The sequence below is a fragment of the Corynebacterium sp. HMSC070H05 genome (genome assembly GCF_001837615.1).
Classification (GTDB): Bacteria; Actinomycetota; Actinomycetes; order Mycobacteriales; family Mycobacteriaceae; genus Corynebacterium; species Corynebacterium coyleae.
Map to the genome: position 1 here is coordinate 60,441 of NZ_KV833273.1, position 12,826 is coordinate 73,266.

General features: G+C 59.2%; 12 protein-coding genes. 5 read left to right on the forward strand and 7 right to left on the reverse strand.

Features of this window, described 5'->3' with window-relative positions:
• Positions 1-3: 3 nt before the first annotated feature.
• The 3 genes from pafA to dop are packed head-to-tail and all read right to left on the reverse strand — an operon-like array spanning position 4 to position 3,135.
• The gene (pafA, locus tag HMPREF2617_RS00330) at positions 4-1,371 is read right to left on the reverse strand and encodes a Pup--protein ligase (RefSeq protein ID WP_371441276.1); all 1,368 of its coding nucleotides are present in this window, start codon (positions 1,369-1,371) and stop codon (positions 4-6) included.
• A 32-nt stretch (positions 1,372-1,403) separates the two neighbouring features.
• A complete protein-coding gene (locus tag HMPREF2617_RS00335; protein ID WP_070423179.1) occupies positions 1,404-1,598 on the reverse strand; it encodes a ubiquitin-like protein Pup in 195 nt (64 codons plus the stop codon).
• Positions 1,599-1,614: 16 nt separating this feature from the next.
• Positions 1,615-3,135 carry a depupylase/deamidase Dop gene (gene dop / locus HMPREF2617_RS00340; protein ID WP_070839005.1) on the reverse strand — a complete coding sequence of 507 codons (1,521 nt, stop codon included), beginning with the start codon at positions 3,133-3,135 and terminating at the stop codon, positions 1,615-1,617.
• Positions 3,136-3,776: 641 nt separating this feature from the next.
• On the opposite strand from dop, the gene HMPREF2617_RS11535 reads away from it, so the two are divergent.
• The 3 genes from HMPREF2617_RS11535 to HMPREF2617_RS11790 all read left to right on the forward strand — a co-directional run bounded on the left by HMPREF2617_RS11535 (position 3,777) and on the right by HMPREF2617_RS11790 (position 6,545).
• A complete protein-coding gene (locus HMPREF2617_RS11535) occupies positions 3,777-4,526 on the forward strand; it encodes an ABC transporter ATP-binding protein (protein WP_083279525.1) in 750 nt (249 codons plus the stop codon).
• A 16-nt stretch (positions 4,527-4,542) separates the two neighbouring features.
• Complete coding sequence (locus HMPREF2617_RS00350) at positions 4,543-5,847, forward strand: hypothetical protein (protein WP_070839007.1); 1,305 nt, start codon at positions 4,543-4,545, stop codon at positions 5,845-5,847.
• A 113-nt stretch (positions 5,848-5,960) separates the two neighbouring features.
• Positions 5,961-6,545: a hypothetical protein gene (locus tag HMPREF2617_RS11790; protein ID WP_141762967.1), complete on the forward strand. Its 585-nt coding sequence runs from the start codon at positions 5,961-5,963 to the stop codon at positions 6,543-6,545.
• Positions 6,546-6,707: 162 nt separating this feature from the next.
• Here HMPREF2617_RS11790 and pdxS read toward each other — a convergent pair whose 3' ends face one another.
• Positions 6,708-7,583, reverse strand: coding sequence for a pyridoxal 5'-phosphate synthase lyase subunit PdxS (pdxS, locus tag HMPREF2617_RS00355; RefSeq protein ID WP_070839009.1), 876 nt, complete (start codon positions 7,581-7,583; stop codon positions 6,708-6,710).
• A 58-nt stretch (positions 7,584-7,641) separates the two neighbouring features.
• Here pdxS and HMPREF2617_RS00360 point away from each other — a divergent pair, with 58 nt between their 5' ends.
• Positions 7,642-9,009, forward strand: a complete 1,368-nt coding sequence (locus HMPREF2617_RS00360) for a MocR-like pyridoxine biosynthesis transcription factor PdxR (RefSeq protein ID WP_246821666.1) — start codon at positions 7,642-7,644, stop codon at positions 9,007-9,009.
• A gap of 8 nt (positions 9,010-9,017) precedes the next feature.
• Entirely contained in the window at positions 9,018-9,197 is a 180-nt protein-coding gene (locus HMPREF2617_RS00365; protein WP_210384752.1) for a type II toxin-antitoxin system Phd/YefM family antitoxin, read from the forward strand.
• 3 nt (positions 9,198-9,200) lie between these two features.
• On the opposite strand, the gene arc is transcribed toward HMPREF2617_RS00365, so the two are convergent.
• The 3 genes from arc to HMPREF2617_RS00380 are packed head-to-tail and all read right to left on the reverse strand — an operon-like array spanning position 9,201 to position 12,823.
• On the reverse strand, positions 9,201-10,724 hold the full coding sequence (arc, locus tag HMPREF2617_RS00370) for a proteasome ATPase (protein ID WP_070839013.1): 1,524 nt from the start codon (positions 10,722-10,724) through the stop codon (positions 9,201-9,203).
• Positions 10,725-10,762: 38 nt separating this feature from the next.
• The gene (locus tag HMPREF2617_RS00375) at positions 10,763-11,596 is read right to left on the reverse strand and encodes a tRNA (adenine-N1)-methyltransferase (protein WP_070423170.1); all 834 of its coding nucleotides are present in this window, start codon (positions 11,594-11,596) and stop codon (positions 10,763-10,765) included.
• A gap of 15 nt (positions 11,597-11,611) precedes the next feature.
• The gene (locus tag HMPREF2617_RS00380) at positions 11,612-12,823 is read right to left on the reverse strand and encodes a M18 family aminopeptidase (RefSeq protein WP_070828972.1); all 1,212 of its coding nucleotides are present in this window, start codon (positions 12,821-12,823) and stop codon (positions 11,612-11,614) included.
• Positions 12,824-12,826: the final 3 nt, after the last annotated feature.

A 12,826-nucleotide genomic window follows, 5' to 3' on the forward strand; every position in this document is an offset into this window, starting at 1 on the left:
GCGCTACTCCCCTTCCCCCGCGTGAGCGTTGACGTAGTCGATGAGGTCATCAGCTTCGGCGCTGGTGTTAGCAAACGGGTCGAGCAACTCAATCGTGCGCGGCTCCGGACGGTTGACCTTCAGGTGCACCCAATCGACGTTGTGTGGCGTCTCTGCCTCACGTACTGCCGCGAGGAACCTCCCGCGGATGGCGGCACGTGTGGTCTCAGGCGGGTTCGCCACAGCCTGTGCGATCGCGTCGTCGGTAATCCAGCGCTTGGCAAGACCTTTGCGCTCCAGCAGGTAGAACAGTCCGCGCTTGCGGTTGATGTCGTGATACGTCAAGTCGATCTGGGCGAGTTTTGGGTGGTCCCAGCCACAACCGAGCTTGGCGCGGAACTGCTCAAGCAGTTTGCGCTTAATCACCCAGTCGATCTCTGTATCTACCTGGGAGAAATCCTGTGTCGCAATCGCATTGAGGGTGCGCTCCCACAGGTCCACGACGCGGGCCATCTCCTCGTTCGGCGTACCCTCGTCTGGGCGTTGCGCCAACCAGCGCTTTGCAGCCTCAAGCGTTGTGCGCTGCACCTCCAGGGCGGACACGGTGCCACCCGCAGCTAGGTCGAGTGGCGTCGATCCGGTCGGGTCGGCTGCGATGTCTCGGATATGCGCAATCGGGTCTGTGAGCTCCATGTCGGGCAGGTCAAAGCCTGCCTCGAGCATCTCGATGACCAGCAGCATCGAGCCAACCTTCAGTGCAAAGGTGGGCTCGGCCATGTTGGAATCGCCGACGATGACGTGCATGCGACGGAAACGGTGCGAATCCCCATGCGGTTCGTCGCGGGTGTTGATGATCGGGCGGGTGCGCGTCGTCGCAGAGGACACACCCTCCCATACCTGGTCGGCGCGCTGCGAGATGACGAATGTGTCGCCTGCGATCTTGCCGGCGCCGCAGATGAGCTGGCGTGTGATTAGAAACGGCAGCAGTTGCTGACCGAAGGACTTCAGCGCGAGTTCGCGGCTGACCAGGTAGTTCTCGTGTGCACCATAGGAGTTGCCACGGGAGTCCACGTTGTTCTTAAACAAATAGGTCGACCCGCCGAGGCCGTCTGCCGCAAGGGCCTTGTCAGCCGTTTCTGCAAGATCCGCATAGATCCACTCGCCCGCCTTATCGTGCGCGAGGAGCTGGGACAGCGAGTCACACTCCGCCGTCGCGTATTCCGGGTGCGATCCGACATCCAGGTAGAGACGCGCAGCGTTGTCCACATACACGTTGGAACTGCGGTGCTGCGCTACTACCGGGCGGAAGAGGTACCTGGCGATCTCTTCCGGGGTGAGCACTTGGCGGGCACCGTCATAGGCAGCCACGCCGAATTCTGTTTCGACGCCCATGATGCGCCGCGGGTACCCAGCCACCATTGCGTTTACTGACCGCCCTTTTGCACGAAGGACTTCACAAACTCCTCCGCGTTGGTGTCCAGCAGCGCGTCGATCTCGTCCAGCAGATCATCCGTACCGGTTGTGTTGATCTGGGCTTGACCGGCGCCTTGCGATGCGTCGAAGTTGTCACCGTTATCTTCACCGCCGCCACCTGCGGCGTGCATCTGTTGCGTAGCCATGGCTATCAGCCTACCTTTACCTATTCGTTTTCAAGCCCAGTCCGGCCAGCAAGTCGGACACCGTGTTGGATTGGGCGATGAGTTCTTCGGTGTCGGCTGCGGTGTGCTCCCCAAGCAGGTCGAGCGGGACCCGGTAGAGCTGCTCGTCGACAGAAAACAGCATGGACTGCCAGCTAGAGGCGACCAGGTTTTCGCCGAACTTTTGGCCGGCAGTGCCGCGGAAGTACGCTCGCGTGTCGCGTGGCGGTTCTGCGGCGGCGCGTTTGATCGTTTCCGCATCAACCATCGTGTGCATCGCACCCTTGCGGACAAGCGCGTGATACAGCGAATGCGACGGGTCAATGTCCGAGTACTGCAGGTCAATCGCCTGCAGCTTCGCCATCGTCGCGCCGCGCTGCTCGAAACGCTGGATCAGCGACCACTTTGCGGTCCAGTCCAGCCGGTCAGCCGTCGAGAGTGGATCGCGCTCCAAGTCGTCGAGAATCTCGCCCCACATTTCGAGCACTTGCTTATCGACGACCCCAAGTCCCTCAAGGCCTGCACACCGCTCACGGATGGTCCGCAGGATGGAGATTGCGGTGCGCGTGGTGTCGTCGACAAGCGAAAGCTCGTGCGTCAGTGCCGGATCGTGGCTAACCGCATGGATCTCCGCGACGGGGTCCTTCAGTCGCAGGTCTGAGAAGTCCACGTCCTGCTCAATGGCGTCGAGCACCAACTTCGTCATACCGAGTTTGAGGAAGTTCGAGTACTGACTCATATTCGCATCGCCCACGATGACGTGGAGGCGACGGAAGTCCTCCTCCGGTGCATGTGGCTCGTCGCGGGTATTCACAATGCCGCGGTTAAGCGTCGTCTCGAGCGAGATCTCCTGCTCGAAGTAGTCTGCGCGCTGCGAGATCTGGAAACCAGGCTTCTCCGATGCCTGGCCGATTCCGACGCGTCCCGCGCCGATGATCACCTGGCGAGTGACGAAGAACGGAATCAACGCCTGCGTGAGCCGCTCAAAATTGGTGTGGCGCGAGTACAGGTAATTCTCGTGACTGCCGTACGAGCGACCCTTGCCATCGACATTGTTCTTGTAGAACTTCAGCGGCGGGCACGGATCGTGATTAGCCAGGACGGAGACTTGCTCTTCCCACAGGTGGCGGATGTCAGCTGCGGCGTCATTAAGAATGTGATCGCCGGCTGCGTCGTAAATCATGGCGTCCATGGCGTTCGAGCACTCCGGGCTGGAGTACTCCGGGTGGCCGTGGTCAACGTAATAACGCGCGCCATTAGCAACAACAACGTTTGCCACCCCGATCGCATTCGCATCCACTACCGGCACACTGCGGTAGCGCTGCAGATCGAACCCACGGGCGTCTTTCAGCGGGGCTTCTTCGGCATAGTCCCATCGCGTACGCGCTTTTGTGCGCAACGCCGCGTACGCCACCACCGCGTGAGTGGAGGTAACTAGCGGGCTGATCAGCGGATTATCGGGGCAAGTGATGCCGTATTCGGTCTCGGTACCCATGTAGCGCAATTGGTTATTACTCATCACTTCAACAGACTACAGGCTGGGGGAAAGTGTGATGATTGTCGCTATTGTCGCACAGTAGTGATCCATGCTATATTCCGTACACCTGTAAGTTTCTGATGGAGGTGCTTCACCTCCGAACTTTTTAGGAGTAACGAACATGCAAGCTTCAAGGCGCCACATCTTCGCCATACTGACAGCAACCGCAATTGGTATGTCATTCCTCTCGCCCATATCAGACGCATCGCCAAGCAGTGGCGTCTCCTTGGAACCTTCTCAGTGGTCCGATTCGCCCACCACATCGATGACTGACGATGTTTCAGAGATTGTTCCGTACGATTTCCGCGAAAGTGGAGCGCCGGGAACCTGCCGTTTGGTTGTCTGGGATGTCGGTTGGGACAAGTCCACAAATTGGCTGGGCATCCAAGGCGGTCGGGAAAACTGCGCGAACAATGCTGAATTTTTCTTAGAGCTGCGCAAGGATATTCCTCGGGCACCGGACCCACTCATTGGTTCTGTCAGGGGCGTAAACAATCAAATAGTTCGAGCTTTTGGGGCATGCAAGGGACCTGGAAGCTACTACGGCCGGGTGGCCAGCAGCACAGGAAACTCGTTGCGTGGAGATAACTCCGGGGCCTGCCGATAAATAGGAAGGAAGCTCCTTGATCCGCACCAATTCCTTAAGCAAGACTTTCAAGTCACGCACTGGCACTACGGAAGCAGTCAAAGACGTGTCTGTAACGTTCCCGCCGGGTCTCTCGGTCCTGATAGGCGGCAACGGCAGTGGAAAGTCTACGTTGATACGTCTCCTGTGCACCATAGAAAAGCCGACACGAGGTGGATTTTCGGTCGATGGAACGGAGATCGCAGGAAGAGCGTTAGTTAACTATCGGCGTCGTATTGGCTATGTACCCCAAGATGTACGTTTCGCCTCGACTATGACATGCCGTGACGCCCTTGCATACGCAGGCTGGGTTGCAGGGCTTGATAGACGCGCCTATTTGCGACGAATCCCGGAAGTATTGGAGATGATCGAGCTCCCAGAGATTGAGAATTCCCGAGTCAGCAACCTGTCTGGAGGACAAACTCGGCGCGTTGGAATTGCAGCTTCCCTGATCCATTCGCCCGATATTCTATTTTTGGATGAACCTACCGCAGGTCTTGACCCGCAGGCGAGGATTGAGGTGCGACATCTCCTAAATCGTCTCAAAGATAGCGCAACAATCATTCTCTCCACGCATCTGCAGGATGATCTCGAGCATGTGGCTGACAACGTGGTTGCGCTCCACAACGGTCGCATCGCGTACGAGGGAGAATGGAATCGGTTAAAAGCTGTTTCGGCAGACAATTTTTCCTCGGTGTCAACCGATCCCCTAGAACGCGCCCTCGCTTACGTGGCATCGAAACATTAATTCAGGACTTCAGCTTATGATCACTAGAAAATTTGGCTCACCAGTGCTCATGGTGCTCGGTGTCCTTCAGGTGGTATTCGGTGTTGGGGTTTCCTTTTGGGTGACCTCTAAACAAATGCAATTTGCGTATCCGCGAACTGCGGATATCGCTGAGGCATTTCGAGATGCAACTGCTTTATCCTGCTTTGGACTAGCAGTCATCGTCTCCTACAACGTGGCAGCGTTAGCTTCTCCTCGCGTGGGAACTGCCAACTCACTTGGCCGATACCCGCTAAAACTGCAGGTTCTATTCTTGACCCTCGCCCCAGCATTAATTACAGCCGCGTCAATATCACTTGGGGCTATTCCTGCTTTTACCGATGCTATCGCTAAAAGTGCAGATGGATCCGTCTGGATTCTGCTGGTAGTCGCTGTCAGCACTGTTTTTCTCTCCACGGTTGCTGCGCTGTCCGCTTTCGTTGCGCTTGCCTTTCGCAAGTTTCATCCCGCTGTCTCGCCATTGATTGCAGTTATTGTCACCTACTTTGTTGTCGCGTTCGGTGCTAACAGTGCCAAAACTTGGGCAGTCGCTCCAATTGTTTTGCAGGCGGTTGATCCGACTGATCTCACTGAGCCTCGAAACCTGGTAGTTGCCTTGGGTGTAAGCGTTTGCCTCGCACTGGTAGCTGGTGGACTTCTTTTGTTGGCTGCTGGTGCTTCGAAAAACATTAGTCTTAGCGGAGTAATTGCTATTACGGCGATTGTCGGTGTTGCAGGTCTGTTGCAGGCAGCTGCAGGTCCCGTCGCGATCGTCGATCGAGACTCTTGCGCATTCTCGTCGGGCGGGTCAGAGATATGTGTGGATTCGGCCGATGAGCCCGGGCTTGAGCAAATGACTCGTGATATCTCCGCCCTCGAAGAATATTTACCGGACGGCGTAAGACCGAGGAAACTCGCCAGCAATTCGGCTTACCGGATCAAGTCCGGGGACCACGGTTACCAAAACTTTACGACCGCCGGCGAGGATCGGCGCCTAGACATCAGTGGGCTTCTTCTCGATGAGCTAGGAATCGGGTCATGTACAGATCCGACGTCCGAAGGAGCCTTTGTGATCGACCGAGTTGGGGTCTATATCACTAAGCGCACTGGTGTTTATTCCAAGAGCGTTGAGAAAAATGGTGCTTTCTACCAAAGCATTTCCGACAGCGGTGAGACGGATCCAGCACCGGAGGACGTGCTATCTTCCCTTGACCACAGCGTGGTTGACAAAAACATAGCGAAGAACTGGAGAGCAATTGTGTCTTGTCAAGCTACATGGGAAATGTTGACGGAGGAGTCCTAGGTCAACCATTGACCATCGTTTAGTTACTCAGAGGTAGCCCGATGCCGATCCGTAGTATTCTCTTGTCCACCCCGTGGCACATCATTTGCCTTTTGGGGGCATTTTGCGGAGTAATGATTCGTTTAGTTCGTGGGATAACGTTTGAGGTCGGAGGTAGTCCCACTGAGACCTTTGGTATTACAGCTGTTGAGCTAGTTTCGCTTCTTTTCGCTTTGACCACGGTTGTGCTTGTAACACCTTCGATGCCTCACATTGATCTGCGGAGACGACGGGCTCAGTGGTTATCAGTATTTAGACAAACCTTTGGTGCGATGGTCGTCGTGATTGTCGCCTATTTCGCCTCGATCCAGAGCAATGTTGCTTATCATCTTGAGCCGGGGACCGATCCCGCCGTCAGCCCGGAGAGCGAACTGATTATCAACAACAGTGTGTTGATATTCGCTGTAGGTGGAATAATGATCACACAATGGGGAAAATCACTGGGGGTGGCTGCCACATTTGTGCTGTGGGCTACATGTAATGCACCGTTGGTATTCTTCACCAACTTCACCCCATGGCCTTTTGCGGTACTTCTAGATGCTGGACCGTGGTTCTCTCCGGAGCACCTATGCACTACAGGGCTAGTACTGATTGCGAGCTTTCTGGTGCAGTTCCGCACTGCCGGTGCTAGTGCTTTCGCAATTCGAAGAGACACATAGATTCGACCGCCCAATTCGAGTGGTTATGAGGAAATAGTCTTCGCCCCCAAGTATCACGCATGACCTGGGGGCGATGTGTTTGACAGGTTCGAGTCGCAGAGAACTTAGGGTCGTACAACTATGGCCATTCTCAACCGGTTAGTCGATGCACGAATAAATGCGTTACCAGCCGCGCTCAGCCAGGCGGTGCGGTGCTGGCAGGTCAGAGACGTTGATGCCCACCATCGCTTCGCCCAGGCCCCGGGACACCTCGGTGACTACTGCGATGTCGTTCCAGTCCTGCGTCGCTTTGACCACAGCCTTTGCGCGGGCCTCAGGGTTGCCGGACTTGAAGATGCCGGAGCCGACAAACACGCCGTCCGCGCCGAGCTCCATCATGAAGGCCGCATCAGCCGGAGTGGACACGCCACCGGCGACAAGCAACGGCACTGGTAACTTGCCGTTCTCGGCAACCCACGCTACAAGGTCGTACGGAGCCTGCAGCTCCTTGGCGGCCACGTAGAGCTCGTCGCGGTTGTTCTCCCAGATCGCCTGCAGGCCAGCGATCTCGCTGGTGATCTTGCGGATGTGCTTGGTGGCCTCCGAGACGTCACCCGTGCCAGCCTCGCCCTTGGACCGGATCATGGAAGCACCTTCGTTGATGCGACGCAGTGCTTCGCCGAGGTTGGTCGCGCCACAGACGAACGGCGTCTTGAAACCGCGCTTGTCAATGTGGTTGACGTAGTCCGCCGGGCTGAGCACCTCGGACTCGTCGATGTAGTCCACGCCCAGGTGCTCGAGGATCTTCGCCTCAACTGCGTGGCCGATGCGGGCCTTGGCCATGACCGGGATATCGACGGTGTTGATAATGCCTTCGATCAGGTCCGGATCCGACATGCGAGCCACACCACCCTGGGCGCGAATATCCGCAGGCACGCGCTCGAGGGCCATCACAGCGACCGCGCCGGCGTCTTCGGCGATCTTCGCCTGCTCTGGGGTGACGACGTCCATAATCACGCCGCCAAGAAACTTCTGGTTCAACTGTTCTACATCAGACATACCGCTCAGTCTGCACGGCTAACTGGTAGATTCCAAGAGCCAGTTATATTTAGATTCTTTGGACCAGTTGATGCTTCTCGACGTCTCACGCGACCACCCCACACCCATTCCCGCTCAAATCGCGGCGGGAATCCGCGACGCCGTCGCCACCGGTGCGCTTGCGCCTAACGACGCAATCCCGTCTACCCGCGCCCTAGCCGAGCAACTCGGGGTATCGCGCGGCAGCGTCGTCACTGCATATGACCAGCTCGAGGGCGAGGGGTACCTCCTCTCCCGGCAAGGCGCGCCGACCCGGGTCCACCCCGAACTAGCGGTTGCGCCGGTGCACGAAAATGACCTGACAACCGGCATCTCGCCCAAGATCCCCCGCACCCGGATCTCGCTGAAGCCCTCCCCCGGCAGCGCCGGGACGATCAAACCCACGGCGTGGCGTAAGGCCTGGCGGGAGGCCGCAGCGGAACCCGGTGGCGGGGTGGATAAATCCGGCGAGCCGGAACTACGCCACGCGGTGGCTGAACACCTCCGTCTTGCACGCAGCATGCACGTTTCTCCGGATCAGATCGTGGTCACCGGCGGCTCACGCGAAGGGCTGATGTGCATCCTCTACGCGCTAGGTGCCGCACTGCGCGTCGGCGTGGAGGACCCCGGACACCCAGGCCTGAGGCGAGTGATCCCGCTCGGCGGCCACGAGGTCGTGGAATGCTCAACCGACCACGAGGGCATTGTGGTCAGCGAACTCCCTGACACTCTGGACGCTCTGCTGGTAACCCCCTCCCACCTCTACCCGTTCGGCGGCGCCATGCCCGCCGCCCGCCGCGTAGAGCTCCTGAAATGGGCGGCTCGCACCGAAACCGTGGTGATCGAAGACGACTTCAATACCGAACTGCGCTACCGCATCTCCCCACAGCCTGCGCTGTCCTCGCTGGCCACACGCGCGGACGTGCTCACCCTCGGCACGTTTTCCACGCTGCTCTCCCGGGAACTCGCGGCCGGCTACGTCGTCGCCTCACCAGCAACCGCAGAAGTGCTGCGCGAGGTACGCAGCGTCCTCGGCATGCCAGTTTCTTCGGTCACCCAGCGTGCCATCGCATACTTGCTTAACGACGGCGTCGCTCGCCGCTCATCTCGCGCCGTGCATCGTGGGCTGGCACAGCGACGCAAAGTACTCAACGAGCGACTGGTTCCGTTAATCAACGGTGCCGAACTCGCGCCCGGCGATGGCGCAGACCTCACGGTGCGTTTTGACACACGAAACGAACGGGATGCGTTTGAACAACGCCTGCTCGAGGCAGGCGTCGAGTCCGGCCATGAATCTGCATTGTGGACAAATGGTGGCGACGGGCTGTTGCTGAGCTTTGCTCACTTGAGCGCGTCTGACTTCGACCATGCCGTTGAGATCGTCGTCCAAACTGTCGGACGCATATGATGAAAGTCATGACTTACTCAGAGTCTCGCAAGGGGGCCGACTTTGTCTCGAGCACGGAATACGAGTCAATGAACGAGACCTCTTTTCTACTTCAATCACCCGCGAATGCCCGCGTACTCAAAGAGCGAATCGACCGATTAGAAAAAGGGTTATCGGTGCAGAATGCACTCATCGAGGAAAATGAATAACTACTACCCGATGACTTCTGCGGCGACGACGCGCTTGCCGTGGCGGCCGGTAATGCGCGCCCACTCGTCCGGGTTCGCAGTGTTTGGCATGTCTTCGCTTTCGTCCTGCTCGTCGCGTACTGCTTCGCGCAGGTGATCAGCGGTGACACCCGCGGTAGACACACCTGAGAGGTGGTCCTTGATCGCAAGCTTCTTCGCGCGATCCACCACGTTGGCAATCAAAGCGCCAGAGACGAAGTCGGAGTAGTGCAAAACCTCGGCGGTGCCGTCGACAAGTTCGAGGCGCACGAAGGGGCGCGGGGCGAACATAGCGGCAGCGGCTGCGTCGATAAGTTCTTTGCGAGGAGCCGCGAGTGGGATCTTCTTAGTGAGGTAGCGCGCGAGGATGTCCTTCGACTCCTCCTTGTTCGGCCGCGACACGCGGACCTTGATGTCGAGGCGACCCGGGCGCAGGATTGCGGGGTCGATGAGTTCCTCGCGGTTCGTCGCGCCGATGACGATAACGTTCGCGGTGTCCTCTACGCCATCGATCTCAGTCAGCAATTGCGGCACCACGGTGGTTTCCATGTCGGAAGAAACACCGGAACCGCGGGTGCGGAAGATCGATTCCATCTCGTCGAAGAAGACGATGACGGGGTTGCCCTCAGAAGCGAGCTCGCGAGCGCGCTCGAAGATAAGGCGAATGCGACGCTCGGTCTCGCCGACGAACTTGTTCAGCAGCTCGGGGCCTTTGACGTTGATGAAGTGCGCCTGTCCCCCGTCGCCAATACGCTGCGACAACGAGTTCGCCACAGCCTTTGCAATCAGCGTCTTGCCGCAACCCGGAGGGCCGTACAGCAACAAGCCCTTCGGCGGGGTGAGGTCGTACGCGGCGTAAAGCTCGGGGTGGGAAAACGGCAGCTCGACGGAGTCCTGGATCGTCTCAATCTGGGAAGACAGCCCGCCGATATCTTCGTAGGTCACATCCGGGACCTCTTCGAGCGAGAGTTGGTTGACCTCGGTTTTCTGGATGCGCTCAAACGCGTAACCAGCGGATGAGTTCACCAGCACCGTATCGCCTGCACGCGTGGTTTTGAGTAGCGGTTCGGCGAGCATGACCAGCGACTCCGCGCCCTGCTGATCGGCGACCACGGCGCGATCTGTGCCGATGCGTTCCACCATTGTGGCAATCTGGCCAGTTGGGGTAAACCCGCAGGCTTCCACTACAACGGTCCCCTCGCCGAGGCGCACAAGCGTGCCCGGTACAAGGGCTTGTGGCTCGACCAGCGGCGAGATTTTCAGACGCATCCGCCGACCGGACGTGTGTACCTCCGCTTCCCCATCGCGAGTACCCGGGGCGAGGTAGATGCCGTAGGTGGACGCGGGCTCGCCGAGCTCCTCGACCTTGACGTAGAGGTCATTGAGCTTGTCGCGGCTGGACTTCAGAAGCTCCGCAAGCCGCTTGTTGCGCGCCCCCAAATCTTGATTCTCGCGCTTGAGGTTGCGCAATTCCGGCCCGAAAGCATCGTCTTCAATGTGTCCAACCATGGATCCGAGCCTACCTATCGTCGATAGGACGCAAGTGCTTATCGACGAGCCTTACGCTGCGGGCGCGGCGGCGTCACACCATCAGCGAGCCTGCGGGTCCAGACAAGAAACGCGGTGTGTGCGTTCATGCGGTGCTCAGGGCGCGTGGCCAGGCCGTCGACCTTCCACTCACGCAGCAGGGTCTCCCAGGCGCGTGGCTCAGTGAAGCACTTCGCCTCGCGGATAGCCTCCATAATGTTCATCAGCTGTGGCACGGTGGCCACGTACGTCATGAACACACCACCTGGGATGAGCACGTTCTTCACGGTGTCGATGAAGTGCCACGGCTCGACCATGTCCAAGATGACGCGGTCTACCTGGCCGTCGAGGTCTTCCGGGGTGACCTCGCCGAAGTCGCCGAGGCGAGGCGTCCACCATTCTGGTTCGCCGCCGAAGTATTCAGCGACGTTGTCTTTGGCGAACGCCAGGTGGTCGTCGCGAATCTCGTAGGAGTACACGTGCCCCTCGGGTCCGACCGCGCGCAGCAGCGACATGGTCAACGCGCCGGAGCCGGCACCCGCCTCCAGCACGCGTGCGCCCATGAAGATGTCACCCTCAACGAGGATCTGGGCCGCATCCTTCGGGTAGATCACCGCGGCGCCGCGGGGCATGGACAGCACGTGATCCACCAGCAGGTGGCGGAAGCAGAGGTAGTCCGAACCCAGCGTGGACTTGACCACCGTGCCCTCGTCGGCACCGATGATGTCGTCGTGACTGACGATGCCCTTGTGGGAGTGGAACTGACCACCCTCCTTGAGCTCGATGGTGAAGTGGCGGCGCTTCGCGTCAGTGAGCTGCACCTTGTCGCCTGGCTGGAACGGTCCCGAATACATGCCGGTAAGTATGCCCTACTGTGCGCCGGTGTAAAAAGCCGACAGTGCGCGCACGAAGTAATCCATGTCGTCCACTCCGCACAGCTCGCGCGCGGAGTGCATGGACAAAAGCGGCACACCCACATCGACCGTCGGAAGGCCCAGACGCGTCGAGGAAATCGGGCCAATCGTCGACCCGCACGGCACAGCGTTATTGCCCACAAAGGTTTGGTGCGGCACGCCGGCAGCGCGGCACGCCAGGATCCACTCGGCCTCCGTGGCGGCATTGGACGCGTAGCGCTGGTTGGCGTTGATCTTCAGCACGGGGCCCTTGTTGATCAGCGGGTGGTGCGTCGGATCGTGCTTGCCCGGATAGTTCGGGTGCACCGCGTGTGCCGCGTCGGCGGAAACCTGGATGGAGTTCGCGATGATTTCAGACGGATCGCCGAATGCCGCCGCAACCTTGGTCAGGACGCGCTCCAGCATTGGGCCGCCGGCTCCGGCGGTGGATGCAGAGCCCACCTCCTCATGGTTAAACGCCGCAAGCACCAGGATGTCCTGGGCGTCGTCCTTGGCTGCGAGCATCGCTTCGAGCGACGCCCACACACTGGTCAGGTTGTCTAGGCGGCCAGCGGCCAGAAGATCACCGATGACCTCGCCGCGCTGTGCGTCTGCGGTGATGAGTTCGTGCGCGACGATCTCGTCTGCAGCAATGCCCGCCGACTCCGCCGCCAACTCGAGCAACGGTCGGTCCACACCCAGAATCGGCTGAGTATGCACCTGGCGGTCGATCTCTGGCATGTCACCCCGGTAGAGGTGGATAGCCAAGTTGGGAACGCGCGCAACCGCACCCGTGTTCACCAGGTGTTCCTTGCGGTCGGTGGTCACTACTCGCCCCGCAAAGGTGAGGTCACGATCAAACCAGCTCGCCAGAATCGGCCCGCCGTAGACCTCGACGGCAACCTGGCGGAAGCCTTCGCGCACCACATCCGGGTCCGGCTTGGCCATCAAGCCAGGTGAGTCCGTGTGCGAGCCGACAACACGGAACCGCGGGTTGGGGTTGTCCGGGACCCACCACGCAATCACGGCGCCATCGCTGATGATGAGGTGGCCGCCGGGGCGTGTGGCGTCGTCGTCAAGCACTGCCCGGCGAGTAAACCCTGCTGCCTCGAGGCTTGTGGCGACGTTTTCCGCCGCGTGATAAGCGGATGGACTCTGGCTGATGAAATCGATGAACGGCTGTGTCATACC

What these genes read in the sequence shown, in the direction of transcription:
- pafA (WP_371441276.1), bottom strand. Translation starts at nt 1,371, where the DNA reads ATGGGCGTCGAAACAGAATTCGGCGTGGCTGCCTATGACGGTGCCCGC.
- HMPREF2617_RS00335 (WP_070423179.1), bottom strand. Translation starts at nt 1,598, where the DNA reads ATGGCTACGCAACAGATGCACGCCGCAGGTGGCGGCGGTGAAGATAAC.
- dop (WP_070839005.1), bottom strand. Translation starts at nt 3,135, where the DNA reads ATGAGTAATAACCAATTGCGCTACATGGGTACCGAGACCGAATACGGC.
- HMPREF2617_RS00350 (WP_070839007.1), top strand. Translation starts at nt 4,543, where the DNA reads ATGATCACTAGAAAATTTGGCTCACCAGTGCTCATGGTGCTCGGTGTC.
- HMPREF2617_RS11790 (WP_141762967.1), top strand. Translation starts at nt 5,961, where the DNA reads ATGATTCGTTTAGTTCGTGGGATAACGTTTGAGGTCGGAGGTAGTCCC.
- pdxS (WP_070839009.1), bottom strand. Translation starts at nt 7,583, where the DNA reads ATGTCTGATGTAGAACAGTTGAACCAGAAGTTTCTTGGCGGCGTGATT.
- HMPREF2617_RS00365 (WP_210384752.1), top strand. Translation starts at nt 9,018, where the DNA reads ATGACTTACTCAGAGTCTCGCAAGGGGGCCGACTTTGTCTCGAGCACG.
- arc (WP_070839013.1), bottom strand. Translation starts at nt 10,724, where the DNA reads ATGGTTGGACACATTGAAGACGATGCTTTCGGGCCGGAATTGCGCAAC.
- HMPREF2617_RS00375 (WP_070423170.1), bottom strand. Translation starts at nt 11,596, where the DNA reads ATGTATTCGGGACCGTTCCAGCCAGGCGACAAGGTGCAGCTCACTGAC.
- HMPREF2617_RS00380 (WP_070828972.1), bottom strand. Translation starts at nt 12,823, where the DNA reads ATGACACAGCCGTTCATCGATTTCATCAGCCAGAGTCCATCCGCTTAT.